Origin of the sequence: Bradyrhizobium sp. MOS002 (assembly GCF_003020115.1) — a bacterium.
Classification (GTDB): domain Bacteria; phylum Pseudomonadota; class Alphaproteobacteria; order Rhizobiales; family Xanthobacteraceae; genus Bradyrhizobium.
The window spans coordinates 394,618-418,021 of sequence record NZ_PYFX01000004.1; the positions used below are offsets into that span (position 1 = coordinate 394,618).

Consider the following 23,404-nt stretch of genomic DNA (forward strand, 5'->3'; position numbering starts at 1 on the left):
GAAATCCTGACGGCAGTGCGGATCCAATTGGCCTTAACGGCCTCTTTCCGGTCCGCTCCGATGTCGACCCTGCGCCACTAGGACTTATTCACCAGCCAGCTTCAGCCTCGGCCTGGCGCCGGCTTCGACGGCCCGGAGCCTGACTTCTTCACGTGCGATGTAGTCGCGCGTCATCGGCACGACGCCTTGACGCCGGGTGAGTTGAATCTGGAAGTTCATCATCTCCTGCTTGCGGAACGTCATCTCGCTGGCTGCCAGATAAAATTCCCACATCAGCGCGAAGCGCTCGTCATACAGTTGCACGGCTTCTTCGCGCCGCGCCATGAAGCGCTTGCGCCATGCCTTCAGCGTTTCGGCGTAATGCAGGCGCAGGATCTCGATGTCGCAGATCAGCAGGCCCGCCCGCTCGATCGCCGGCAACACCTCCGAGAGGGCGGGGATGTAGCCGCCGGGAAAGATGTATTTGGCGATCCAGGGATTGGTGGAGTCCGGGCCCTGCGAACGGCCGATCGAGTGCAGCAGCATGATGCCATTCTTGTCCAACAGCTCGGCACAGCACTGGAAGTAGGTGTCGTAGAAGCGAGCGCCGACATGCTCCAACATGCCGACTGAGACGATGCGGTCGAACGGGCCGGCGATGTCGCGATAGTCCCGAAGCAGGAATTTGGCCGATCCAGTCAGGCCTTTTTCGGCTGCGCGCGCATCAGCGATCTGCAACTGCTCGGTCGACAACGTGATGCCGGTGACGTCAGCACCGGCGATCTCAGCGAGATAGAGCCCAAGTCCGCCCCAGCCCGAGCCGATGTCGAGCACGCGCTGGCCGCCCTTGACGAGCAGCTTTGCGGCGATGTGCCGTTTCTTGGCGAGCTGGGCATCGTCGAGCGTGCTCTCCGGCGTCTCGAAATAGGCGCAGCTGTATTGCTTGTCGGCATCGAGGAAGAGCGAATAGAGCCTCGCATCGAGATCGTAATGGTGTGCGACGTTACTGCGGGATCGCGGGCGCGGATTGAACTGCTTCAGGTGCCGCACCAGATAGCGCAGGTGCCACCAGGGTTTTGCCCAGTGCGGCAATAGGTCGGGTTGATCGAGCAGGATCGCGAGCGCATCAGCTATGGTGCCGTGCTCGACGACGAACTCGCCGTCCATGTAGGCCTCGCCGAGCCCGAGTTCAGGATTGACGAGGATTTTCCGCTCAGCGTCCGCGGTGACGAAGCGGACTGCGAGCGGTTCGCCCGAGCCGTCCCCCACGGTGAACTTCGAGCCCTTCGCCGTGGTCACCGTCATCGACCCGCGGCGGATGAATTGAGACAGGAATTGACGCAACAATCGGTCCATCGGCACTCATCCTCTCGAGCGAACCCGAAGAGATGCGACGAACCCGGCATTCACACCTTACGCCAAGGCATCCCAGCGGTTCCTATGCGTTTGCATCTAAATCTAGGGAGGTGTGACGGGCCCGCTATTGCGCTGTGTTCAAAGCGGATATTCCAAAACCGCTTAATCACATCCTTGCGCGCGGAGCCTGCTTCCATTCGCGGCTCAATGGGATAAAAGGTGACCCGCCGCGGCGCCGCCTTCCGGCTGCACCTCTCGGAATTCAATGGAGATGATGGGAATGTCGAGCCGAGCGCTCAGCCTCGCGATGATCTTGCTTCTGATCGGCTTCGGCGCGACCGATACCGTTCTCGCGCAGGCGACGAACCTCGAGGCCGGCAAGGCCCCATCCCAGCTTTTCGCGCAGACCTGCAATGCATGTCACAAGAGCCCGCGCGGACTGTTGAAGACCGTGGCGCCGGGCTCGCTGCCGGGCTTCCTGCGCCAGCATTACACGACCAGCTCCGACATGGCCGGCGTGCTCGCCTCCTACCTCGTCTCCAACGGAGCCACCGACACCCGCTACCAGGCCAAGGATGGCAAGGACAAGAAGGACGGCGCCAAGGACAAGGAAGCCAATACAAATCCCGCGCAGTCCCCTGAACGTCAGGGCCGCCGCCAACGTTCCCAGGAAACCGCCAAACCGGAAGGCGAGGGTGTCGCTCCCGCGGCCGATGGCGCACGTCAGAAGCGCGCCACGCGGCCGGCCGAAGAAGGAACGAAGGAAGGCGCGACGCCCGAGGGCCAGGCTTCACCCGAAGGGCGCAAGGCCAAGCGTCTCGGCAAGCGCGGCAAGCCTGGAAGTGATGAGGCGCCGAAGGTCGATGCCGCGGCGCCGGCGGCAGACGACAAGAAGACCGAGCCGAAGGTCGAGTCCAAACCGGAGACAAAGCCCGAGACCGCGAAGGTGGATTCCGGCGAGGCTAAATCTGAAGGCAGCAAGCCGTCCGAGAAACCAGCCGAGGCCAAGCCGGAAAGCGCCAAGGTTGAGCCGCGCGGCAACGAGACTCCGGCGTTGCGGCCCGATCCGGTGCCGCAGGTGACGCCGGCGGCACCGTCCGCCGCGAAGCCCGCCGAGCCCGTTGCGCCCAAGGCGGCGGAAGAGGCTGCTCCCAAGCCCGCCGCGAGGTCCGAACCGCCGGCGAAGTCGCAGGAGCCGGCGCCCGCGACCGCTGCGGCTCCACCGGCGCCGGCTGAATCGTCCGGTCCGCCGGCGCCGCCGATTTCGCGATAAGCGACCACGTTTTATAGACATGCGAAGGCCGCGCACTTGCGCGGCCTTCATCGTCTTGACCGCTGCACGATGGCGGTGGAACGCCGGCCGAACAGCACGGCTTCTTCCATGGCGGCGTCACCGCCTTCCTGATCGACAACGCCACCACGATCGCAGCCGCGACCTCGCGGGGCCAGCCGACGCTGACGGCGGAATACAAGCTCAATCCGTCGATCGTGATGCTGAGCGAGGACGTCACCGCCAAAACGAAAAGCCCGGCCGCCTGAGGCGACCGGGCTTCGAAAGCCTGCGCGAACGCGAGGCTTACTTCTCGGTCTCTTCAGCAGCCGGCGCCGGCTCGGCGTCGTCCTGCAGGGCTTCCGGGTCGAAGAACTCGCCGGCGGCTGCGATCGCTTCGGCCGCAGCATCCCGGTCTTCGTTCCGGCTCGAGATGTCCTCGCCGCGGTTGATGCGCTCGGCCTCGTCCTGGCTGCGCGCCACGGTGACACTGATCTCGATCTCGACCTCGGGGTGGATGGCAACCGTGATGGTGTGCTTGCCGATGGTCTTGATCGGCGCGTCGAGCTGAACCTGCGGGCGGGACAGCGAAACGCCGTCGGCTTCGAACGCCACGACGATGTCGCGCACGTTGACCGAGCCGAACAATTGGCCGGCTTCCGAAGCCTGACGGATCACGATGATGTTCTTGCCCTGGATCTTCTCGGCGACCTTCGACGCCTCGCCCTTGGACTCAAGGTTGCGAGCCTCGAGCTCGGCCTTCATGCCGTCGTACTTGGCACGGTTGTCGGCGGTGGCGCGCAGCGCCTTGCCGCGCTTGAGCAGGAAATTGCGGGCATAGCCGTCGCGAACCTTCACGACTTCGCCCATGTGACCGAGCTTGTTGACGCGTTCCAGCAAAATGACTTCCATATTCGTTCTCCTTTGATGTGTTGAGTGAGTTGGAATTTCGAACTTGAACTTTCGGACTTGAACTCAAGAGGTCGGCAGCGGCGGTGGCTGGCGCGTACGAAGGAAGCGTTCGCGGAGGCCGAATACGGCATCCGCGAGGCCGAGGATCACCATCGCCATCACGGGCCATCCGAACACGACCACGACGGCGTAGATCGAGCCGAGCCAGAAGGTGCGGCTCTTCAGCGCCAGCGTCAGCGTATGCAGCACGGCAAAGCCGGTCAGCGCATATCCCATCATCAGCGCCGCCGCCGCGATCTGCGCCACGATCGCAAGCAGTCCGCCGGTGAAGCAGAAGGCGAGCGCAATGCAGAGCGCCACGAGGGTCATCGGCGGCAACTCCGCCGTCATCAGGTCCGGCCAGGGGCGTCGCAGCCGGCCCGACGTCGCCGTCACCTTGGTGCTGAGCCAGAGATTGAGGGTCAGCGTCATCATCGCGACGATGGTGGCGGCGGCCGGCACGATCCGCACCAGCGCGTCGACGAATTGGTCGGTCTCGCCGGAGGTCTGCGGGTCGGCGGCGCGGAGGAGGCGCATCAGGCCGCGGCGCAGCGTGCCGGTGATGGTCTCGGCGTCGGTGCCGAGCGTGAGCAGGGCGGCGAGCGTGGTCAGTGTGGCGAAGCCCGCGATCCACAGCAGGATGCGGCCGACCGGATACCACTCGAGCGCAGGCTCAGTGGGCGGCTCGGCGGTTGCCTTGGGCGCGGCGGGTCCGACCGGCCGGCTGAGCAGGACGAGATGGCCGAGCCACCAGGCCGGCAATGCGACGGTGACGGCGAAGGCGATGCAGTAGGGCAGGCCGAACAGGGCACCGAGGCCAATGGCGGCGGCGATGCCGCCGAGGCTCGCGCAAAGCGGTCCCCAGCCGATCGAAGCGACCATCAGCGGCAGCGGTGCGAGATAGAACAGGACGAGCGAGATCAGCGCGCCCGAAGCGATCGAGGCGAACATCAGGGCCGACGCAGCGCCGGCGATCAGGGCTATCAGTCCAAAGGCCATCATCAGCTGTCCCGCTCCCTTCGAGCGGTTAGAGGCATCTCGCCCCAACCATCGGCGACCGGACGACCCGGAAGCCTTATGAGAAACTAGGTAGCTCGGCCGGCGGCGATGTCGCCGCCGGCCGAATTCGTCTTAGCGAATGACGTAGGGCAGCAGGCCCAGGAAGCGCGCGCGCTTGATGGCGCGGGCGAGCTCACGCTGCTTCTTCGCGGACACCGCGGTGATGCGGCTCGGCACGATCTTGCCGCGCTCGGAGACGTAACGCATCAGCAGCTTGGAGTCCTTGTAGTCGATCTTCGGAGCATTCGCGCCCGTGAACGGGCAGCTCTTGCGACGACGGAAAAACGGGCGGCGTGCACCAGCTTCAGCCATTGTTCTTACTCCCCATCCGTCGTGGTGGTGGTGGTGGTTTCAGCGTCTTCGCGCGGACGGCGCGGACCGCGGTCACCGCGGAAGCCGCCACCTTCACGATCGCCACCACGGAAACCACCCTCGCGGTCGCCACGGAAGCCACCGCCTTCGCGATCGCCACGGAAGCCGCCGCCACGGTCGTCACGCTCGCGGTCACGGTCGGCCTTGCGCATCATCGCGGACGGGCCTTCCTCGAGCTCCTCGACGCGAACGCTGAGATAGCGGATCACGTCTTCGCTGATGCGCTCCTGGCGCTCGATCTCGGCGATCGCCGCGGACGGCGCATCGATGTTGAGCAGCACGAAATGCGCCTTGCGATTCTTGTTCATGCGGTAGGTGAGGGAGCGTACGCCCCAATTCTCGGTCTTGGTGACCTTGCCGCCGAGACCCTCGACGATGCCGGTCATCTGCGCAGTCAGCTCTTCGACCTGCTGCGTGCTCGCGTCTTGGCGCGCGAGAAAAACATGCTCATAGAGAGCCATGGAAGTCCTTTCCTCATGTTGGCGCATCGCCCGGCGTCAAGCCCTTAAGAGGCCTTCGGAAAGGACTCTGGGATTAAGCTCAGAAGGCGGAAACACGGGACGACGGGCCGACTGGCCCTGCCACACCAAAATCACGAATGATTTGCTGAGACCGTCCGTTCAGCTCCCGGCCGGGGTCTGCGGATGGGCGCCTTATACGGATTTCGGCTGACTTGGCAAGGTTTTTGGCAAGGTTGCAGGCGGCGTTTTGGCGTGGAGGGTCCCGATGCGGGCGGCTAGATCCCCCGCCGGCTACCATACCAGCTTGATTTATTTGTTTGTATATCATACAAATAAGTCAACGGGAGTGAACCCCAATGGCAGAAAAGTCGGGCCATCAACCGCTCGAGGCAGGCGACCCCAAGCACGCCGCCCGCGCCACCCGGTCGGCCGGTCGCAAAATGCGCTCGCTGCTGCTGGATGCCGCGAGCCCGCTGTTCCGGGAGCGGGGGCTGTCGGGCACGGCGATCACCGACATCGCAGCCGCTGCGAACGCGTTTCCAAGCCAGATCACCTATTACTTTCGCACCAAGGAAGCGCTGTTCGTCGAATGCGCCTGCCGCGAGCTGCTGTATCTGGCGCGGGCGACCGAGCAGGCGGCGCTAAAGGCGCGCACGCCTCAGGATTATACCCACGCGCTGGCCGAAACCGTCACGGCGAGCGATTCGGTGGTCTTCTTCGCTGAGGCGCTGACGCTGACGCGGCGCCGCCAGGATCTCGCGCCGCTGGTCGAGCGCACCATCGAGCGCCTGCACAGTGAAGGTGCGCGGGCCTATGCGAGCCAGGTCGCGCGGCAGGGCTGGCGCTCCCTGCGCGCGCCCGATGAGAGCTCGCGGCGGTTCTGGGCCGTCGCCATCGGCGTCATCCTCGAGGGCTACGCCATGGGCCGTTTGCCCGAGGCGCTGTGCGCCGAGATGCTGCGCGTGCTGGGCGAACAGGCAAAGTCCAATGATGACGCTGCGCGCCTGCGCCTCGTCGACGCGCGCGACGCGTCAAGCAATTCGAATGAGGAGAGTTAGGCCATGACTGCGCTTCGCATGCGTGCCCGCGATTTCCTGACCGACGACCAACTTGCCGACGTGCGCCAGCGCGTGACCTGGAAAGGCGTCGCGCTGATCGTGCACGCCTGGGCGCTCATCATCGGAGCAATCGCCCTGGTCGCGTGGTGGCCCAATCCGATCACCTATATCTTCGCCGTCGCCATCATCGGCTCGCGTCAGCTCGGGCTCGCGATACTCATGCATGACGGCGCGCATGGCTGCCTGTCCGCCGACGAGAAAACCAATCTGACCCTGAGCCAGTGGTTCTGCGCCTATCCACTCTTCGCGGAGACGCGCAGCTACCGGCGCTATCACCTTCAGCACCATGCGCGCACCCAGCAGGAGGATGATCCTGATCTCGTGCTGTCGGCGCCATTTCCGATCACGAAGCTGAGCTATCGCCGCAAGTTCATTCGCGACCTCACCGGGCAGACGGGCTACCAGCAGCGCAAAGCGCAGTTGCTCAACGCGCTCGGGCCGAAGGACTGGCCGTTGCGACAGCGCGCGGCGCATTTTTGGGAGAAGCTTGGTCCGCAATGTCTGGTCAATGGCGCGATGTTCGCAGCGCTCACTGCGGCCGGCGTGTGGTGGGCCTATCCGCTGCTATGGCTGGTGCCGCTCCTGACCTGGATGATGGTCATCACCCGCATCCGCAACATTGCCGAGCACGCGGTCGTGCCAGACAGCAGCGATCCCTTGCGCAACACCCGCACCACCTACGCCAATTTCCTCGAGCGCCTGTTCATCGCGCCGTATTACGTGAACTACCACCTCGAACATCATCTCTTGTTCTACGTGCCCTGCTACAATCTGCCCAAGGTTCACCGCGTGCTGAGCGAGAGCCGGCATGCGGGCCGCATGGAGGTGCAACCGAATTACGCCGCCGTGCTACGCCTTGCGACGGCGAAGCCGAACCGCGATGACCGGCCGGGACAATTGGTCAACAGCGCGCGCCGCGCGCAGGCGGGGTCCGAGGTCGACGCCAACCAGACGGCCGGCGGATTCTAGGGACCGGTCTCTATCAGTTGACGGCAGATCGAAGTTCCTATCTTGGCTTGACATTCCGGCCCCGGACAGTGTCTACGGCCCCCTTTGGAGCATGATCCGGAACCATGGCCCAAGGCCGTGCGTAATCGGCTGCCGGTTCTCGCAGGGATCACGCCCGACAAGCAGGGAGCGCCGATGACGGCAGCATTCACTTTTCCGGGGCAGGGTTCCCAGGCGGTCGGCATGGGCAAGGCCCTGGCCGATGCTTTTCCGGTGGCGCGCGCCGTGTTCGACGAGGTCGATGCCGCGCTGGGGGAGAAGCTGACGGCGACCATCTGGGATGGTCCGGCCGAAATCCTCCAGCTCACCCAGAACGCTCAGCCGGCCCTGATGGCGGTGTCTGTCGCCACCCTGCGCGTGCTGGAGGCCGAAGCCGGGTTTTCCGTGGGGCGGGATGCGGCCTTCGTCGCCGGCCACTCGCTCGGTGAATATTCGGCACTGGCCGCGGCCGGCAGCCTGACGATTTCCGACACTGCGCGGCTGCTTCGCATCCGCGGTCTCGCAATGCAAAAAGCCGTGCCGGTCGGCGTCGGTGCGATGGCCGCTCTGCTCGGCCTCGACTACGAGGCCGCCGTGGCCGTGGCGGACGAGGCCGCTCAGGGGCAGGTCTGCCAGGCCGCCAACGACAATGGCGGCGGGCAAGTGGTCGTCTCCGGTGACAAGGCCGCGGTCGATCGCGCCGTCGAGATCGCCAAAACCAAGGGCGCCAAGCGCGCAATGTTGCTGCCGGTGTCCGCGCCGTTCCATTGCAAGCTGATGCAGCCGGCTGCCGACGCGATGGCGGAGGCGCTGGCCAAGGTCACGATCAAGGCGCCGGCGGCCCCGTTGGTGTCGAACGTGCTGGCGAGCGCGATCACCGATCCCGACGAGATCCGCCGCCGCCTGGTCGAGCAGGTCACCGGCACCGTGCGCTGGCGCGAGTCGGTTGCCTATATGGCGGGGCAGGGCGTCACCCGTTTCTTCGAGATCGGTGCCGGCAAGGTGCTGACCGGCCTCGTCAAGCGTATTGCGGACGGTGCCGTCGGCGTTGCGGTCGGTGGTCCCAACGACATTGCTGCCGCCAAAGATGCATTGGCCGCTGCTAAGCAGGCCTGAGGCGCGATGATTCGCCGTCGCGCTTGAGTTCTTTAGTTGACGCACGATCCTTTCGGAAAACCGCTGCGCATTTTTCCGGATCGTGCCTTGGAGGAGTTATCGATGTTCGATCTGACTGGCAAAAAGGCGCTCGTCACCGGCGCAACCGGCGGCATCGGCGGCGCGATCGCCCAGGCGCTGCACGCGCAGGGCGCCACCGTCGCGATATCGGGGACGCGCAAGGAAGTGCTGGATGAGCTTGCCGGCAAGCTCGGCGAGCGCACCCATGTGCTGCCCTGCAATCTCTCCAAGGCCGACGAGGTCGAGGCGCTGGTGCCCGCTGCGGAAGCGGCGATGGGACAGGTCGACATTCTCGTCGCCAACGCCGGCATCACCCGCGACAATCTCTTCGTGCAGCTGCGTGACGAGGACTGGGACGAGGTCATCAACATCAATTTGACCTCGACCTTCCGGCTTGCCCGCGCCGCCACCAAATTGATGATGCGCAAGCGCTTCGGCCGCATTATCGCCATCACCTCGGTGGTCGGCGTCACCGGCAATCCGGGGCAGGGCAATTATACCGCGTCGAAGGCGGGCCTGATCGGCATGATCAAGACGTTGGGTGCCGAATACGCCAAGCGCGGCGTCACCGCGAACTGCATCGCGCCCGGCTTCATCAAGACGCCGATGACCGATGCGCTCAACGACAAGCAGCGCGAAACGATTCTGACCAAGGTTCCGGCCAATCGCCTGGGGACTCCCGAGGACATCGCGGCAGCCGCCGTCTACCTGAGTTCGAACGAAGCGGCCTATGTCACCGGCCAAACCATCCACGTCAACGGCGGCATGGCCATGATCTGACGCCTCATGCCGCACCGCCCCCTTAGCGGCGCGGAATGCGGCAAACGGCCGTTTCCGGAGCGAAATGAGGCTTGTAGTCAACGCAATTGAAGTATGATAACCGGACCTTCAACGGATGGGCAAAGAACGCCATTGCAGGTTTTTGAAACCCTGTATATTGGCGATGCGGAGCCTTGGCCGTCATTCGCCGGGCCTGCATCGGTTAGGATGGGGCCAGCAAAGTTCGTAAGCGAAGGCAGTCAACGACCACGACGGCTCGTATCGTCCCGGGGGGTCGGGTCTACAGGGAACAACACGAGGTTATGCAATGAGTGAGATTGGCGAGCGGGTTAAGAAGATCGTGGTCGAGCACCTTGGTGTTGAACCCGAGAAGGTTGTCGATGCTGCGAGCTTCATCGACGACCTCGGCGCCGACAGTCTGGACACCGTCGAGCTGGTGATGGCGTTCGAAGAAGAATTCGGTTGCGAGATTCCGGACGACGCGGCGGAGACGATTCTCACCGTCGGCGACGCCACGAAGTTTCTCGAGAAGAACGCGAAGAGCTAAGGCTCTTCATTTTCGCGGGGACAACATTGAAACCGGACGGACCGCCCAACAGCGGTCAGCCGGTTTCTTGTTATTGGCCGTGAATCTTTCGATGCGGAGTTTTCGGATATGAGGCGGGTTGTCGTTACGGGTCTTGGCATGGTTTCGCCACTCGGCTGCGGAGTCGAGCCGACCTGGAAGCGCATCCTGGCCGGCGAAAGCGGCGCACGCAAAATCGAGAGCTTCGATGTCTCCGATCTTCAGACCAAGATCGGCTGCACGGTCGTGCGCGGCGACGGTACCAACGACACTTTCAATCCCGATATCTGGATGGAGCCGAAAGACCAACGCAAGGTCGACGACTTCATCATCTTCGGCATGGCCGCAGCCGGCCAGGCGCTCGACGATGCGAACTGGCATCCCGAGACCGAAGAGGATAAATGCGCCACGGGCACCATGATTGGGTCCGGCATCGGCGGCCTCAACGGTATCGCCGAAACCGCGGTCCTGCTGAAGGAACGCGGGCCGCGCCGGGTCTCGCCGTTCTTCATTCCGGGCCGCCTGATCAATCTCGCCTCCGGCTATGTCTCGATCAAGCATGGGCTGAAGGGGCCGAACCATTCGGTGGTCACGGCCTGCTCGACCGGCGCTCACGCGGTCGGCGATGCCGCCCGCCTGATCGCGCTCGGCGATGCCGACGTCATGGTTGCCGGCGGTGCGGAATCGCCGATCGGTCGCATCGGCATTGCCGGCTTCAACGCCGCGCGTGCGCTTTCGACAGCCTTCAACGATACGCCTGAGAAGGCCTCGCGTCCCTACGACAAGGACCGGGACGGCTTCGTGATGGGCGAGGGCGCCGGCGTTCTGGTCCTTGAAGAACTCGAACACGCCAAGCGCCGCGGCGCGAAGATCTATGCCGAGGTGATCGGCTACGGTCTTTCGGGCGATGCCTATCACATCACCTCGCCGTCACCCGACGGCGACGGCGGCTTCCGCAGCATGGCGGCGGCGCTCAAGCGCGCCGGCCTCACCGCGTCCGATCTCGACTACATCAACGCGCACGGCACCTCGACACCGCTTGGTGACGAGATCGAGCTCGGTGCTGTTGAACGTCTGCTCGGCAATGCCGCCTCCAAGGTCGCGATGTCCTCGACCAAGTCGTCGACCGGTCACCTCTTGGGTGCGGCCGGCGCGATCGAGGCGATCTTCGCCATTCTCGCGATTCGCGATAATGTCGTGCCGCCGACCATCAATCTGGACAATCCGTCGGTCGAGACTGCGATCGATCTCGTGCCGCATCAGTCGAAGAAGCGCGAGGTCAATGTCGCGTTGTCGAATTCTTTTGGTTTTGGCGGTACCAACGCGTCGGTCATCTTCCGGCGTCTGGTCCATTAGTTTGTTGTTGCGACGAATCCACCGTTTTGCCGTATTCGGCGATAGTCATGGAAGCGGGCGCGTGCATTTGGCTCGGCAAGCGATTGTCAGGTCGCGATTGAACCGGCAGGATTCAGGTTGCTTCGATGAGTGAAAGGCCGCCCATTTCGCCCCGAAGCCCGCGGGCAGCGCTCGAGCCCGAGCAGGTCCCGCCGCCGCCGAAGCGATCGGACCGCGCGCGCAATCCCTTCGTGATCGTCGGCAACGCCATCATTACCCTGCTGCTGATTGCGATGATCGGTGCGGGCGGCGTGTATTATTACGGCCGACAGGTGCTCGAGGCGCCGGGACCGCTGAAGGAAGACAAGATCGTCAACATCCCGCAGCGCGCCGGCAAGCGCGACATCGCCGAGACGTTGAACCGGGAAGGCGTGACCGACGTCAATCCGTGGGCGTTCATTGCCAGCGTCGCTGCGTTGAAGGCGAGCTCGGACCTCAAGCCTGGTGAATACTCGTTCCAGAAGAACGCATCCTTGCGCGACGTCATTGCCACCATCGTCGAGGGCAAGGTGGTGCAGCATGCCGTGACGATCCCGGAGGGCCTGACCTCCGAGCAGATCGTGGCGCGCCTGTCCGACAACGACATCTTCACCGGCAGTGTGCGTGAGCTGCCGCGCGAAGGCACGTTGCTGCCCGAGACCTACAAGTTCCCGCGCGGCACCCCGCGCGATCAGGTGATCCAGCGCATGCAGCAGGCGCACAAGCGCGTGCTGACCGAGATCTGGGAGCGCCGCAATCAGGACATTCCGGTCAAGAGTCCGGAGCAACTCGTGACGCTGGCCTCGATCGTGGAGAAAGAGACCGGCAAGCCTGACGAGCGCAGCCGCGTCGCCGCGGTGTTCATCAATCGCCTCAAGCAGAGGATCAAGCTGCAGTCCGATCCCACGATCATCTATGGCCTCGTCGGCGGCAAGGGCACGCTCGGCCGTCCGATCAAGCGCAGCGAGATCACGCAGCCCTCGCCCTACAACACCTATGTCATCGAGGGCCTGCCGCCGGGCCCGATCTCCAACCCCGGCCGGGCCTCGCTCGAGGCTGCCGCCAACCCGGCCCGCACCCGCGACCTCTATTTCGTCGCGGACGGCACCGGCGGGCATTCCTTCACCGAGACCTACGACGCGCACCAGAAGAACGTCGCGAAACTCCGCGCGATGGAAAAGCAGATCCAGAACGACACGGTCGAGCCGGCCGAGGACGCGCAGGCGCCGGCCGCCGCCGCGCCCGGCGCCGCCGATACGCCGACGGCGACCACGCCGGCGCGCCCCAACCAGCAGAAAAAGCCGCCGGCCGCTCGCCCCGCGGGCCCGCCGCCGGCCCGGCAAGGTGCAGTGCAGGCCTCGCCCCCGGTGGTGCAGCGCTAGGCCTGCGCGCAGACCTGCCCCGCGGGACTTTGCGGATTACACTTTCCTGCAAAATAGTCTTAAGATTCGCGTGGCTTGATGGCCGCGCGAATCCCGTGCTTCTGGAGAAATTGACCTGATGGCGTTGTCGTCCATGACCGGCTTTGCCCGAAGCCACGGCGCAAGTGGGCCGTATACGTTCGAATGGGAATTGAAGTCGGTCAACGCCAAGGGCTTTGATCTCAGGGTGCGGCTGCCGCAGGGGTTCGACGAGCTCGAGGCTCATGCCAAGAAGCGCGCCGCCGAGCTGCTCTCGCGGGGCACCGTCTACGCCAATCTGACCGTCAAGCGCGCCAATGCGGCCACCAGCGTCCGCGTCAACGAGGACGTGCTCAACGCCGTCCTCAAGGCCGCCGCTGTAATCGCCGGCAAGGTCGATGCGGTCGCGCCGAGCGTCGACGGGCTTTTGGCCATCAAGGGTGTCATTGAGGTCGCCGAGCCCGAGGGCGACGAGGAGGAGGAAAAGGCCGCGCGCGCCGCGGCCGCGGACGCCTTCGACAAGGCGCTCGCCGAACTCGTCGAGATGCGCAAGCGCGAGGGGACCTCGCTCGGGCAGATCCTGATCCAGCGCGTCGACGAGGTCGAGCAACTGGCGAAGAAGGCCGAGGCCGCGCCCGGCCGCAAGCCCGAGGCGATCAAGGCCAGGCTCGCCGAGCAGATCGCGAGCCTGCTCGACACCTCCGACCGTTTCGATTCCGACCGCCTGATGCAGGAAGCGATCCTGATCGCGACCAGGGCCGACATCCGCGAGGAGCTCGACCGCATCGCCTCGCACATCGCGCAGGCGCGCGAGCTGATCGGCAAGGGCGGCCCGGTCGGACGCAAGCTCGACTTCCTGGCGCAGGAGTTTCACCGCGAGGTCAACACCTGTTGCTCGAAGTCGAACGACATCGAGCTGACCAATACGGGGCTCGCCATGAAGAACGTGGTCGAGCAATTCCGCGAGCAGGTCCAGAATCTGGAGTGATCGATGACGATTGGCGGTCACGGAACTGACGGTGTCGAGCGGCGCGGATTGATGTTCGTGCTGTCCTCGCCGTCGGGCGCGGGCAAGACGACGCTGTCGCGTCTGTTGCTTGAGCGGGAGCCCGGCCTGAAGATGTCAGTGTCGGCGACCACGCGTCAGATGCGGCCGGGAGAGGTCGAGGGGCGCGACTATTTCTTCGTCGATAAGCACAGGTTCGAGACGATGGTGGAGCAGGGCGAACTGCTCGAATGGGCCACCGTGTTTGACAATCTCTATGGGACGCCGCGTGCTCCGGTCGAGGCGGCACTGTCGGCCGGGCAGGACGTGCTGTTCGACATCGATTGGCAGGGTACACAGCAATTGCACCAGAAGGCGAGCGTCGATGTGGTTCGCGTCTTCATCCTGCCGCCCTCGGCTGCCGATCTCGAGAAGCGGCTGCATTCGCGCGCGCAGGATTCCGACGAGGTGATCCGCAAGCGCATGAGCCGCGCCAGCCACGAGATGAGCCACTGGGCCGAGTACGATTACATCGTCATCAACCACGACGTCGACGAGGCGTTCGCCGAGGTGCAGTCGATCCTGAAGGCCGAACGCCTCAAGCGCGAGCGGCGGACCGGCCTCGTGGGCTTCGTGCGAGGTCTGCAAGGTCAGCTTCAAGGCTAGTAGGCTGCGCCAACCGCGGCCCGTCCTTCGCCAACCGTTCCAGCATCGTCGTGATCACGTCGATGTCGATGGCGTCCTCGGGTCCCGCATCATCATCGCGATCGGCCACCTCTTCGTCGTTGGCCGCGAGCCGCGGCGCTGCGGCCTCGATCTCGAATTTTCCGTCGAAGATGTCGGCCTCGTCGAGCTCTGCTGTCTCGTCGTGGACTTGGCCTTGGGCTTGCGGGACGCGCTTGTCGATCACGTCAATCTCGCGATCGATCGCGGCGGCCTGTGCGGTCTTGAGCTGGGCTGCCTGCGAACGCACGGCATCGAAATCCACCGGGCGCGGCTGCCGAGCATGCGGTGTGCCGGCCGACGCTGCGTTGAGCCAGGGCGCACGGCCATCGTCGTGATCGTGCGGCTCAAAATTGTCCCAGTTGACGCGGCGCTGGTCGGCGGCCTGGACGCGAATGCGTCCACCGGCCAAGCGGTAGACGACGCTGGCGAGGATGCCGGCAAGCGCCAACGCGCCGCCGATCACGAGCAGCAGCATCTGGAGCGAGCCGGTCTGCTTGTCGGCGGTGCTGTCGGCCGCAGCCAGAGCCATCGGAGCAGGGGACTTCGCCGGCTTCGCGGTCGTCGGCTGCGCGGCGGCCGCGACAGGTGCAGGCGACGGCTGTTCCGTGGGCGCGGCGGCCGCCGTGGAGGCGTCGGGCCAGCGCGCGGCGACGGCGGGTTGCTGCGCGTTGATGTCAGCGGAGGGGCTCGCAGCTTGTTGCGTCGGCGCCGCTCCCGCCTGTGCAGGCGTCTTCACAGTGGCGATGCTCTGCGGCGTCAGATATTCGGCGCGCGCATCCTGGACTGAGTGCTGCTGCGGCACGGCTGAATCCGCTACAGGCGTATCGGGCGCAGCCTGTGCGGTTTGAGTGGCCTTGCCGCCTTCGGCGCGCAGATACCAGCACTGCCGCTTGGTCGCGCGCTCGAGGCGATAATGCCAATGCTGGCCCTGCGGGGCGGCGCCCTTTGGCGAGCCAAGGCAGTCGCTCGCGGCATTCGCCGCGCTCGGTGGCGTCGATGCATTCTGCGACACGGCCGCAAGTGGCGCGCCGGCAATGATGCTGCCTACGAGGGCAGATAAGAATTTTGCGGTGCGGTTGCCCATCCTGGTCTCCCGATTACGCATGACGCAACTCGTTACCTTCCCTTTGTCGTCAAAGACTTGGGTGGCAATGAGCCGCAAATCCGGAGAGGATGTGGCCTGAATCGGGCCTGCGCGGCGTTCGTTCCGCAGCGGAATCAGGCTTTTTCGCTGCTATTGCTTGCTCGAGGTCCAGGTTCCGCCGCAGCCGTCCGAGCGGCGAAAGGATCCGGAGCCGCTGCGGGCACCGAGACGGCCGGAGCCGGTGAAGGTCACGCCATCGCCTTGACCGAACGTACTGACCGCGCCGCTCGCGCTGACGGTGCCCGTGACGCCCTGGCCTATGACCTTGCCTGAGGAGACCACGACCGCGCCGGACGTGGTGCCGCCGCAGCCGACGCTGACGACCATCCAGGCGCCGTCGAAACTCCCGCCACCGCCACCACCACCACCTCCACCACCGCGTCGCGAGGAGCTGCGCGGCTCCTCGGCCGGCTTGCTGCGACGCGCCGAGGGCGCCGGCTCGGCGGAACGGTCCGATCGCGAGCCGGACAGCGACTTCTCGTCATTGCCGATCGAGCCGCCGGCGCTGCCGGACTGCGCGAGGGCGGACGGTGGAGCGATGGTGGCGGACAGGAAGAAGGCCAGGGCAATCGCAGGAATAACGGCATTGCGCATGAGCAAAAATCCAAAATGAAAATCGTATCAGCGGCCGGAGCCGTCGGCACAGACGGAACCGATAATGCGGCAAGCTTTGCCAGCCTTGCCGCATTCGTCAAGCGCGGCGTCTTTCGCGCGCTGCACGCTGTCGCGCTGGACCAGCGACCAGGATTTGTCGGAGATCGCGAACGCGCCGCAGCGGTTGCCATAGAAAGACAGCTCGATCGGACATTTGGCGCCGGCGCAATTGCCGCGCGCATCCGCCACCGCCGCCCGCCGCGAGGCGTGGTTCCAGGATATGCCCCATTTACTGCCGTCGGGGCCGTAGACGATCGAGCCCCATGGCTTCAGATCCTCCATCTTGCGCATCCGCAGCAGCAGGCCTTCGGTGGCTTCGCCCGTCGGCGCCATGGAAATCCGCTGCTGGAGTTTTGTGATCGCGCGGGTCAGTCCATCAGGGCTGTCAGGATCGAAATTGAGCTCGTAGAGCCGCTCGCTGAGTTCGCTCAGCAGGGCGGCATCGCGCAAGGGGACGCGGTCCGGATCGGCGCGCAGCCGATCCGCCGGCAAGGGATCAGGCTGCATCGCTGTGACCTGCGGCGGGGCGGTTTGCGTCGGGGGTACGAAATAGAAGGTGCCGTCGATCGGCGAGGACGACACCCAAGGCTGTTGCGCGCCAGAGGTGGCCCGCTTCACCGCGAGGCCGACCTGATTGAAGGTCTGGAACACGTCGAGGCCCGCGGTCCGGACCGTCGCGGCCAATGCCTTGGTGTAGGGGCTGTGGCCGTCGCTGCCGTCCTGGGCGACGTTGCCGGGTTGCGTTGCGTAGGAGATCAGCGTGCCCTCGGGCGCGCGCATCTGCGCGAGGCCGCCATCGGAGGCGCGCAGGCCGCGTGAGCCGAAGGGGTTGTTGCGGCAGGCGTCCAGGATCACGAGGTTGAGGCGCGTGCCCGATCCCTGCATCTGGCGCAGCACGAGATTGACATCGGTCATCTGGAAGTCGACGTCGGCCTCGCGCGTCGGATTGGCGCCGACCGGCACGAGATAATTGGCGCCCGAGACCTGCACGCCGTGGCCGGCATAGTAGAACAGCGCGACGTCGGCGCCCTGCACCTGCCGGCCAAAGCTCTGCACCGCCAGGTCCATCGCGCCCTTGTCGAGATCGAGCTGAGCGCGGCCTCCGACCAGCGTGAAGCCGAGCAGGCCAAGCGTGTCCGCCATCAGGCTCGCGTCCTTGGATGGATTGTCGAGCGGCGTGATGTTCTTGTAGGCGGAGTTGCCGACCACGAGCGCGATGCGCTTCTCGGCCGATGCAGGTAGCGTGGCGACGGCGAGCAGGGCTGCGACCAGCGTCGCCAGCCCCGGGACGCGATTGAAAATCCTCGCGCGCATCAAAATTCCCCAAAAATAATAGCGTCAGTCTAACAGTCCGGCGCGTCGGCGAAAAGCGGTGCGACGGCAGGCCGCGGCGCAGGCGGCTCAAGCGCTTGCTGCCAATCCCGTCATCCCAAGGCGCGAGCCATGCGTCGCAACGCGACGCGTGGAGAGCGAAGGATGAACGGCCGAACCGGCAGCCGGGCCGTCGCCCTTCGAGGCCTCCGCTACGCTCCGGCACCTCAGGGTGACGGTGAAATAGACGGGGCGCTCGATCCAGATTGCGAACGCGGCCGCGCGTTCCCGCGGCAGGTTCTGCCCGAGCCTTGTTGCCGTTCATCGCCCAATGGAAGCCAAAGGGCGCAGGGAAGGCCGGGCGCCGGCGGCACCCGTTGGTCCGTGCGCTACAGGAATGCACACGGGGTGGACCGATGGGGTGGCCGATCGCCCGGCCTTCCCTGCGCGGATGGTTTTAACGGTGTCCTTCGTGCTCTCCCCGGGGAGCGATGCACTATTGCCCCCGTCACCCCGCCGATCGCTGATGCGCGCGCCCGGTCGGGCCGCTACATCACTGCGAGGCTTGACGCACAGACCCCGGGCGTCAGGACCACACGACTTCTCCGTCCGCGGACGGTCCCACCCAAATCGTCGAGGGCTTGCGTGTGCTCACCCCCGATGACCGACGAGCCCGCTCTCCAGCGCCGTGTCGTACGCGTCGCGTGAGGACTCACGGTTGCCCGCCCTGTCGTCACGCTGCCCGCGCCGTCGCTGCCGCGTCCACCGCCACCCGGCCCGCATATCGTGACGGTCGCGAACGCCCCTTTGGCAGGGCCGGGATGCGCGTGGTATGCCATAAATCCGAAATTCGGAAAAGTGCAATGTTTTTGCGACGAGGGCTTGACGGGGTGTTTTGCCCGACGGCTCGCGGGAGGCAGGCCGCGTGCGGGGAGAGTGCTAGGGCCAGGCCCGCGGCCCCATCGTCATTGCGAGCGCAGCGAAGCAATCCAGAATCTTTTCGCGGCGGCGGTCTGGATTGCTTCGCTTCGCTCGCAATGACTTCGTGGAGACAGTGTGCGCCGGCGCACTGCCCGGGTTGCCCACCTCCGCTCAGGTCAGATAATCCGGCGTGAAATCCGCGAGCGCGCGGAGCTCGTCGGGTTGCAACAGCTCGATCTCGCTTCCCTCCCAGGCAATCAATCGGCGCCCTCTCAGCTCCTGGAGGGTGCGATTGACGTGGACGATCGACAGTCCGCACGCATCGGCGACATGCCGCTGCGTCATCGGGATCTGGAAGCAGCCGTTCTTGACGAGGCCCACGACCTCCAGCCTTGCGGCGAGCTCGCAGATCAGATGCGCCACCTTTGGCAGCGCCGCCTGTGCACCGAGGCGCGCGATCCATTGTCGCGAGATCGCCGCATCGATCAGCGTCTCGCGCCAGAACGCGCGGGTCAGGTGAATGGAGCTGTCGAGCAGCTGCTTGAGCTGGCTGTGTGCAACGTAGCCGACGATGGAAGGGCCAAGACCGACGAGGTCCGCATCCATCGGCGAGACCAGCAGCGTGTGCAGGCACGGCATGTCGCCAGGAACGTGGAAGGCGAGGATCTGGCTGCGATCGCCGACGATGCGAGCCTGGTAGAGGAAGCCGCTGACGACGAAAACGCAGCGAGAGGCATCTTCATCCTGGCGCAGCACGATCTCGCCGTCCGAAACCTGGCGCAGCGTGGACGGCAGGCCAGCGATCTGGCGGCGTTCGTCTTCCGAGAGGCCTTCAATCGCCTGGAGATGCGCGATGAATTTCGGGTGCGGCATGGACAGGAGGAGGTGTTTCACTCGTCACGCGGCATCGCCGGTTCGAGCAGGCGGTGGGAGAGTTTTGCGATGGTCCAATCGGAGACGGGAACCGCCTGGAACTCGCGGATGGCGCGCCCAAGCTCCTGATCCGACATCGGCCGTGCTGGCTCCTTCAACGTGCCTTGCAGGAAGGCAGCGCTGATACTGTCGAGGTGCTCGCCCGAATCCGATGCGAACAGGTGGCGGATGCGCTTCAGGATCGTCGTAGGGCTCATGCGAAGGGCGGGCGCAGTCCGCGATCGAGGGACGGTGGGGCTGCGACCTGTACCGTCGCAAACCGGTAGCAACCTGTGCTTCCGACATGCGTTCTAGTCCGCTGGATACGGGCCAGATGTATCATTTGATCGAACCGGCGGGATTTTTGGCGGGACCCATGGAAAAAGCGCACGACGTGCTGATCCGGAACCTGAGCGAGCACACCGCACTCGCACAGGAGGATGTTGCCGAAATTCGCGGGCTGACCTTCGTGCAGCGCGAGGTCGCGCCGAACGAGGATTTCATCCGCCAGGGTGACGAGCCCGAGCATTCGGTGCTGGTCGTCTCCGGCATGATCGCGCGCTACCATCTGCTCGACAGCGGCCAGCGGCAGTATCTCGCGTTCCATCTGTCTGGAGACCTGCCGGACTCCCAGGGACTGTTCATCGACCAGATGGACCACGGGCTGTGTGCGCTCGGGCCCGCCTCGGTGGCGTTCATCCCGCATCGCGAATTGTTCATTGCCTTCCGGCGACGGCCGACCTTCGCATTGTCGGTCTGGCGCGAGACGCTGCTCGATGCCGCGATCTTTCGCGAGGCGATCACCAACAACAGCGCCCGGCCGATGCACGCGCGCATGGCACACCTGTTCTGCGAGCTGTTCTACCGCGCCCGCGCAGCGCAGCTCGTCCGCGGCAATCGCTGCCGTCTGCCGATCAGCCTGGCGCAGCTCGGCGAGACGCTGGGCATGGCGATCGCGACGGTGAACCGGACGCTCGCCGACCTCAGGCGGAGCGGGACCATGGACTTGCGCGACAGCGAGTTGATCGTCCTCAAATGGCGCGAACTGCAGCGGCTCGGAGGCTTCAGTCCGAGCTATCTGCACCTCAAGCGTCAGTCGCCGCCGCGCGCGTGAGGCCGCAAACCGTCAACCGGCGGCAGATGTCGCGCGCCCAGCACTTCGTCAAAATGCTTCTTCACCCAATCGTTGCAACGGCAGGCTCTGGCTTCGAGCGCCGGCGCGTCGAGGATCAGGATGGCGCCACGGCGTGTCGCGAGGATCCGCCTCGCCTTGAACATCTGGATGACGCGGCTGGCATAGCTGCGGGACACGCCGAGCATCCCGGCAAGCTGCTCGTGGGTGAGGGGGATCTCGGGGCCGCCGACGTGCTCCTGCGCGGAGATGATCCACTTGGCGGCGCGCTGCTCGATCGAATGCGCGGCATTGCAGGCCGCGGTCTGGAGCAGCTGCGCGAACTGGCAGTCGCCATAGCGCGAGAAGACCTGCTGGAGCGTGACCGACCTCTGCTGGGCCTGCTCGAGCGCGCGCAGCGGCAGCCGGACCAGGGCGCCGCCCAGCTTCACGACGATGCGCGAATAGGCCAGCGAGGCGCTGCGGCCGGCGGCAATGCCCACCGCGCCCTCACGCCCGACCAGCAGGCTTTCGACCTCGCGATCGTCCTCGACCGGCACGGCGAACGACACGAGCGTGGAGCGGCAGGGAAAATGGACCGCCGCGACCTCGTCGCCGGCGTGATACAGGACGTGGCTCGCCTCGAGTTCGACCGGCTGGAGGTGCGGCGCGAGCAGTTCGAAATCCGGGCGGCTGAGCTGCTGAAGAAGATCGTTCTGGGCCCGACCGGTCACGTGTGTTGCTCTGGCCGGGAATCGGCACCGGCCAGAACCCTACGTTTCCGCGACGGAGCCGACGGTTCCAAAGTGCACACAAGGCGTTTTTCAGCCGTTGAAAAAATTGTCTCCGGCTTACGGAATTCCGGAAACTGCCGGCGAGGGGCACAGCACGCGAGGCACTGGCACGCGAGGGTCATGGCGGGGCCGAACCCTGCGGCCTTCAACTTCACGAGCTCTGTGCAGCAGTGCACACAGCAGAGGTGCGGATCGGCGTATCGTCCTCGTCGCCGAGCGCGCACCCCGTGCGCTCTGCCCGACGGACCGCCGGCCTATAACTCAAACGCCGCCGGGCCGGCGGGCCCGAGGGCGGCCAGGATGTTCATCACCGATGTTCATCACCCGAAGCGTGCTTCGCAATCGTGCGCGGGGCGGCTTTTTTCCGCGTGGGCGCGATAGGCATCGATCGCCCTGTTGGCGAGCATCAGTTGCCGGCGCTCACCGGTCCTGAGCTGGGCCTCAATGGCGTCGAGCAGGACGTTCGCCGTCTCGTCCGGAGAGCCGAGCTCTCCGCTCTGCTCCAGGAAGCTCCAGGCGATGAAGAATGCGTTCTCGACGGTGCAGCGAATGGACATGGCTGCCAACGCGGCGCGGCCATTGCCGTTCCGCGCGACAGACGAATGCCGTGTATTAACGCGTGCCCGCGTTACTTCAGCGAGCTGCTGATCGAGGTGAACTTTTTGTTCAGCGTCGCGCCGAGGTTGTTGACGACGGCGATGATCGCCAGCGCGATGCCGGCGGCGATCAGGCCGTACTCGATCGCGGTGGCGCCGGATTCGTCGGCGAGGAAGCGGCGGATGGTCTGCATGGTCTTGCCAGAATTCCATAAGAGAGCTGGCGAGGACCATAGTCCGCAGAGAGCGGGTTCCCCTATCCGGAACCCCGGCTTGCGTCAATTTCGAGTTAATCGCGACACATACCGATCTCCGTCGCCTCGTGCTTCTCGCGCGTCCTAGTTCTTGAGCACGATGCGGCCGACGACCTTGCCGGCGCGAAGCTCGTCGATCCATGTCTGGACGTCGCTCATCGGCTCCTCGCGCATCGGCGTCGGCTTGATCTTGCCGGCACGGGCGAGCGCCATCAGTTCGTGAGCCTCGGTGAGCGTGCCGACCATGAAGCCCTCGATGGTCATGCGCTTGTAGACCCATTGCACCATCGGCAGCGTGAACTGACCGCCCATCAGGCCGGAGACCACGATCTTGCCTCCGCGCGCGGCGACGGCGACCGCGAAAGCCATGGATTTCTCGTTGCCGGCGAAATCGACGATCTCGTCGAAGCCGCCCTCGGTCTCCTTGAGGATGCGCTTGATCACGTCGGGCTCGGCCGGATCGTAGGCCACCGCGGCGCCGTTCTTCAGCGCGGTCTCGCGCGCGGCACCGCTGAGGTCGGCGACCGTGATCGGTTGCTTGAACATGGCCTCCGCGAAGGAAAGGCCCATCATGCCGACGCCGCCGAGGCCGATCAGCAGGAGATTGCGCTGGCGGGGACGGTCGACCAGACGCTTGAGCGCGCCATAGGCGGTGACGCCGGAGCACATCAAGGTCGCGGCCTGGTTGACGGGCAGGGGATCGTAGTCGAGCAGATATTTCGCGTCGGGCACCAGCACGTGGGTGGCGAAGCCGCCGTCGATGGAGACGCCGAGAAAGCGCTGCCTGGCGCAGAGGTTCTCGTCGCCATTGGCGCAGTCGCGGCACTGGCCGCAACCGATCCACGGAAACACCGCCTTCTTGCTGCCGACGAGACCGGCGAATACGTCGGAGCCGACTTCGTCGACCACGCCCGCGATCTCGTGGCCGAGCGTGAAGGGCAGCGTCATGCCGCGCGTGGTGTCGAGCTTCTTGCCGCCGCCGAGATCGGCGTAGCCGTCCTGGATGTGCAGATCGGAGTGGCAGAGGCCGCAGCGCTCGATGCGCACCAGCACCTCTCGTCCTTGCGGCTTCGGCGTGTCGACGATGGTCTCGCACAGCGGCGCATCGAACTTGACCAGGGACTGCCGACGCATCAACGCCATATTTC

General features: G+C 65.2%; 25 protein-coding genes. 11 read left to right on the top strand and 14 right to left on the bottom strand.

Features of this window, described 5'->3' with window-relative positions; all coding sequences use genetic code 11:
• Positions 1-84: 84 nt before the first annotated feature.
• Positions 85-1,335: a cyclopropane-fatty-acyl-phospholipid synthase family protein gene (locus C7G41_RS14810; RefSeq protein ID WP_199198375.1), complete on the bottom strand. Its 1,251-nt coding sequence runs from the start codon at positions 1,333-1,335 to the stop codon at positions 85-87.
• A gap of 280 nt (positions 1,336-1,615) precedes the next feature.
• Between C7G41_RS14810 and C7G41_RS14815 the strand changes: the two genes are divergently transcribed.
• Complete coding sequence (locus C7G41_RS14815; protein WP_199198376.1) at positions 1,616-2,608, top strand: hypothetical protein; 993 nt, start codon at positions 1,616-1,618, stop codon at positions 2,606-2,608.
• A 303-nt stretch (positions 2,609-2,911) separates the two neighbouring features.
• Here C7G41_RS14815 and rplI read toward each other — a convergent pair whose 3' ends face one another.
• The 4 genes from rplI to rpsF form a co-directional block, all read right to left on the bottom strand.
• Positions 2,912-3,517, bottom strand: coding sequence for a 50S ribosomal protein L9 (rplI, locus tag C7G41_RS14825; protein WP_106943270.1), 606 nt, complete (start codon positions 3,515-3,517; stop codon positions 2,912-2,914).
• A 63-nt stretch (positions 3,518-3,580) separates the two neighbouring features.
• A complete protein-coding gene (locus C7G41_RS14830) occupies positions 3,581-4,558 on the bottom strand; it encodes a DUF2232 domain-containing protein (RefSeq protein WP_106943271.1) in 978 nt (325 codons plus the stop codon).
• A 129-nt stretch (positions 4,559-4,687) separates the two neighbouring features.
• Entirely contained in the window at positions 4,688-4,927 is a 240-nt protein-coding gene (gene rpsR / locus C7G41_RS14835; protein ID WP_007592020.1) for a 30S ribosomal protein S18, read from the bottom strand.
• A 5-nt stretch (positions 4,928-4,932) separates the two neighbouring features.
• The gene (gene rpsF / locus C7G41_RS14840) at positions 4,933-5,448 is read right to left on the bottom strand and encodes a 30S ribosomal protein S6 (RefSeq protein ID WP_085352909.1); all 516 of its coding nucleotides are present in this window, start codon (positions 5,446-5,448) and stop codon (positions 4,933-4,935) included.
• 356 nt (positions 5,449-5,804) lie between these two features.
• Here rpsF and C7G41_RS14845 point away from each other — a divergent pair, with 356 nt between their 5' ends.
• From C7G41_RS14845 to gmk, 9 genes are all read left to right on the top strand, one after another.
• The gene (locus tag C7G41_RS14845) at positions 5,805-6,506 is read left to right on the top strand and encodes a TetR/AcrR family transcriptional regulator C-terminal domain-containing protein (RefSeq protein WP_106943272.1); all 702 of its coding nucleotides are present in this window, start codon (positions 5,805-5,807) and stop codon (positions 6,504-6,506) included.
• Positions 6,507-6,509: 3 nt separating this feature from the next.
• Positions 6,510-7,535: a fatty acid desaturase family protein gene (locus C7G41_RS14850; RefSeq protein WP_106943273.1), complete on the top strand. Its 1,026-nt coding sequence runs from the start codon at positions 6,510-6,512 to the stop codon at positions 7,533-7,535.
• Between the two features lie 174 nt (positions 7,536-7,709).
• The gene (gene fabD / locus C7G41_RS14855; protein ID WP_106943660.1) at positions 7,710-8,669 is read left to right on the top strand and encodes an ACP S-malonyltransferase; all 960 of its coding nucleotides are present in this window, start codon (positions 7,710-7,712) and stop codon (positions 8,667-8,669) included.
• 102 nt (positions 8,670-8,771) lie between these two features.
• Complete coding sequence (gene fabG / locus C7G41_RS14860) at positions 8,772-9,509, top strand: 3-oxoacyl-[acyl-carrier-protein] reductase (RefSeq protein ID WP_106943661.1); 738 nt, start codon at positions 8,772-8,774, stop codon at positions 9,507-9,509.
• A gap of 307 nt (positions 9,510-9,816) precedes the next feature.
• On the top strand, positions 9,817-10,056 hold the full coding sequence (locus C7G41_RS14865; protein ID WP_006020277.1) for an acyl carrier protein: 240 nt from the start codon (positions 9,817-9,819) through the stop codon (positions 10,054-10,056).
• Positions 10,057-10,164: 108 nt separating this feature from the next.
• Positions 10,165-11,430, top strand: coding sequence for a beta-ketoacyl-ACP synthase II (gene fabF, locus C7G41_RS14870; protein ID WP_106943274.1), 1,266 nt, complete (start codon positions 10,165-10,167; stop codon positions 11,428-11,430).
• 125 nt (positions 11,431-11,555) lie between these two features.
• Positions 11,556-12,830, top strand: coding sequence for an endolytic transglycosylase MltG (gene mltG, locus C7G41_RS14875; RefSeq protein WP_106943275.1), 1,275 nt, complete (start codon positions 11,556-11,558; stop codon positions 12,828-12,830).
• A 118-nt stretch (positions 12,831-12,948) separates the two neighbouring features.
• A complete protein-coding gene (locus tag C7G41_RS14880) occupies positions 12,949-13,836 on the top strand; it encodes a YicC/YloC family endoribonuclease (RefSeq protein ID WP_106943276.1) in 888 nt (295 codons plus the stop codon).
• Positions 13,837-13,839: 3 nt separating this feature from the next.
• Entirely contained in the window at positions 13,840-14,499 is a 660-nt protein-coding gene (gmk, locus tag C7G41_RS14885) for a guanylate kinase (protein ID WP_106943277.1), read from the top strand.
• On the opposite strand, the gene C7G41_RS14890 is transcribed toward gmk, so the two are convergent.
• The 5 genes from C7G41_RS14890 to C7G41_RS14920 all read right to left on the bottom strand — a co-directional run bounded on the left by C7G41_RS14890 (position 14,432) and on the right by C7G41_RS14920 (position 19,719).
• The gene (locus C7G41_RS14890; protein ID WP_106943278.1) at positions 14,432-15,643 is read right to left on the bottom strand and encodes a hypothetical protein; all 1,212 of its coding nucleotides are present in this window, start codon (positions 15,641-15,643) and stop codon (positions 14,432-14,434) included. The genes gmk and C7G41_RS14890 overlap by 68 nt on opposite strands.
• Positions 15,644-15,793: 150 nt before the next feature.
• The gene (locus tag C7G41_RS14895) at positions 15,794-16,297 is read right to left on the bottom strand and encodes a hypothetical protein (RefSeq protein ID WP_106943279.1); all 504 of its coding nucleotides are present in this window, start codon (positions 16,295-16,297) and stop codon (positions 15,794-15,796) included.
• A 27-nt stretch (positions 16,298-16,324) separates the two neighbouring features.
• Positions 16,325-17,671, bottom strand: a complete 1,347-nt coding sequence (locus C7G41_RS14900; RefSeq protein WP_106943280.1) for a caspase family protein — start codon at positions 17,669-17,671, stop codon at positions 16,325-16,327.
• Positions 17,672-18,760: 1,089 nt separating this feature from the next.
• The gene (locus C7G41_RS14915; protein WP_245446543.1) at positions 18,761-19,483 is read right to left on the bottom strand and encodes a Crp/Fnr family transcriptional regulator; all 723 of its coding nucleotides are present in this window, start codon (positions 19,481-19,483) and stop codon (positions 18,761-18,763) included.
• Positions 19,480-19,719 carry a hypothetical protein gene (locus C7G41_RS14920; RefSeq protein WP_106943283.1) on the bottom strand — a complete coding sequence of 80 codons (240 nt, stop codon included), beginning with the start codon at positions 19,717-19,719 and terminating at the stop codon, positions 19,480-19,482. The genes C7G41_RS14915 and C7G41_RS14920 overlap by 4 nt, the downstream gene beginning before the upstream one ends.
• A 158-nt stretch (positions 19,720-19,877) precedes the next feature.
• Between C7G41_RS14920 and C7G41_RS14925 the strand changes: the two genes are divergently transcribed.
• Positions 19,878-20,615 (top strand): Crp/Fnr family transcriptional regulator, encoded by a 738-nt coding sequence (locus C7G41_RS14925; protein WP_106943662.1) that lies wholly within the window; start codon positions 19,878-19,880, stop codon positions 20,613-20,615.
• Here C7G41_RS14925 and C7G41_RS14930 read toward each other — a convergent pair.
• From C7G41_RS14930 to C7G41_RS14945, 4 genes are all read right to left on the bottom strand, one after another.
• Complete coding sequence (locus C7G41_RS14930; protein WP_106943284.1) at positions 20,594-21,346, bottom strand: Crp/Fnr family transcriptional regulator; 753 nt, start codon at positions 21,344-21,346, stop codon at positions 20,594-20,596. The two genes, C7G41_RS14925 and C7G41_RS14930, sit on opposite strands and share 22 nt — an antisense overlap.
• Before the next feature lie 380 nt (positions 21,347-21,726).
• Entirely contained in the window at positions 21,727-21,963 is a 237-nt protein-coding gene (locus C7G41_RS14935) for a hypothetical protein (RefSeq protein ID WP_007609339.1), read from the bottom strand.
• Positions 21,964-22,034: 71 nt separating this feature from the next.
• Entirely contained in the window at positions 22,035-22,196 is a 162-nt protein-coding gene (locus tag C7G41_RS14940; protein WP_007609340.1) for a Flp family type IVb pilin, read from the bottom strand.
• 144 nt (positions 22,197-22,340) lie between these two features.
• Positions 22,341-23,399, bottom strand: a complete 1,059-nt coding sequence (locus tag C7G41_RS14945) for an alcohol dehydrogenase (protein WP_106943285.1) — start codon at positions 23,397-23,399, stop codon at positions 22,341-22,343.
• Positions 23,400-23,404: the final 5 nt, after the last annotated feature.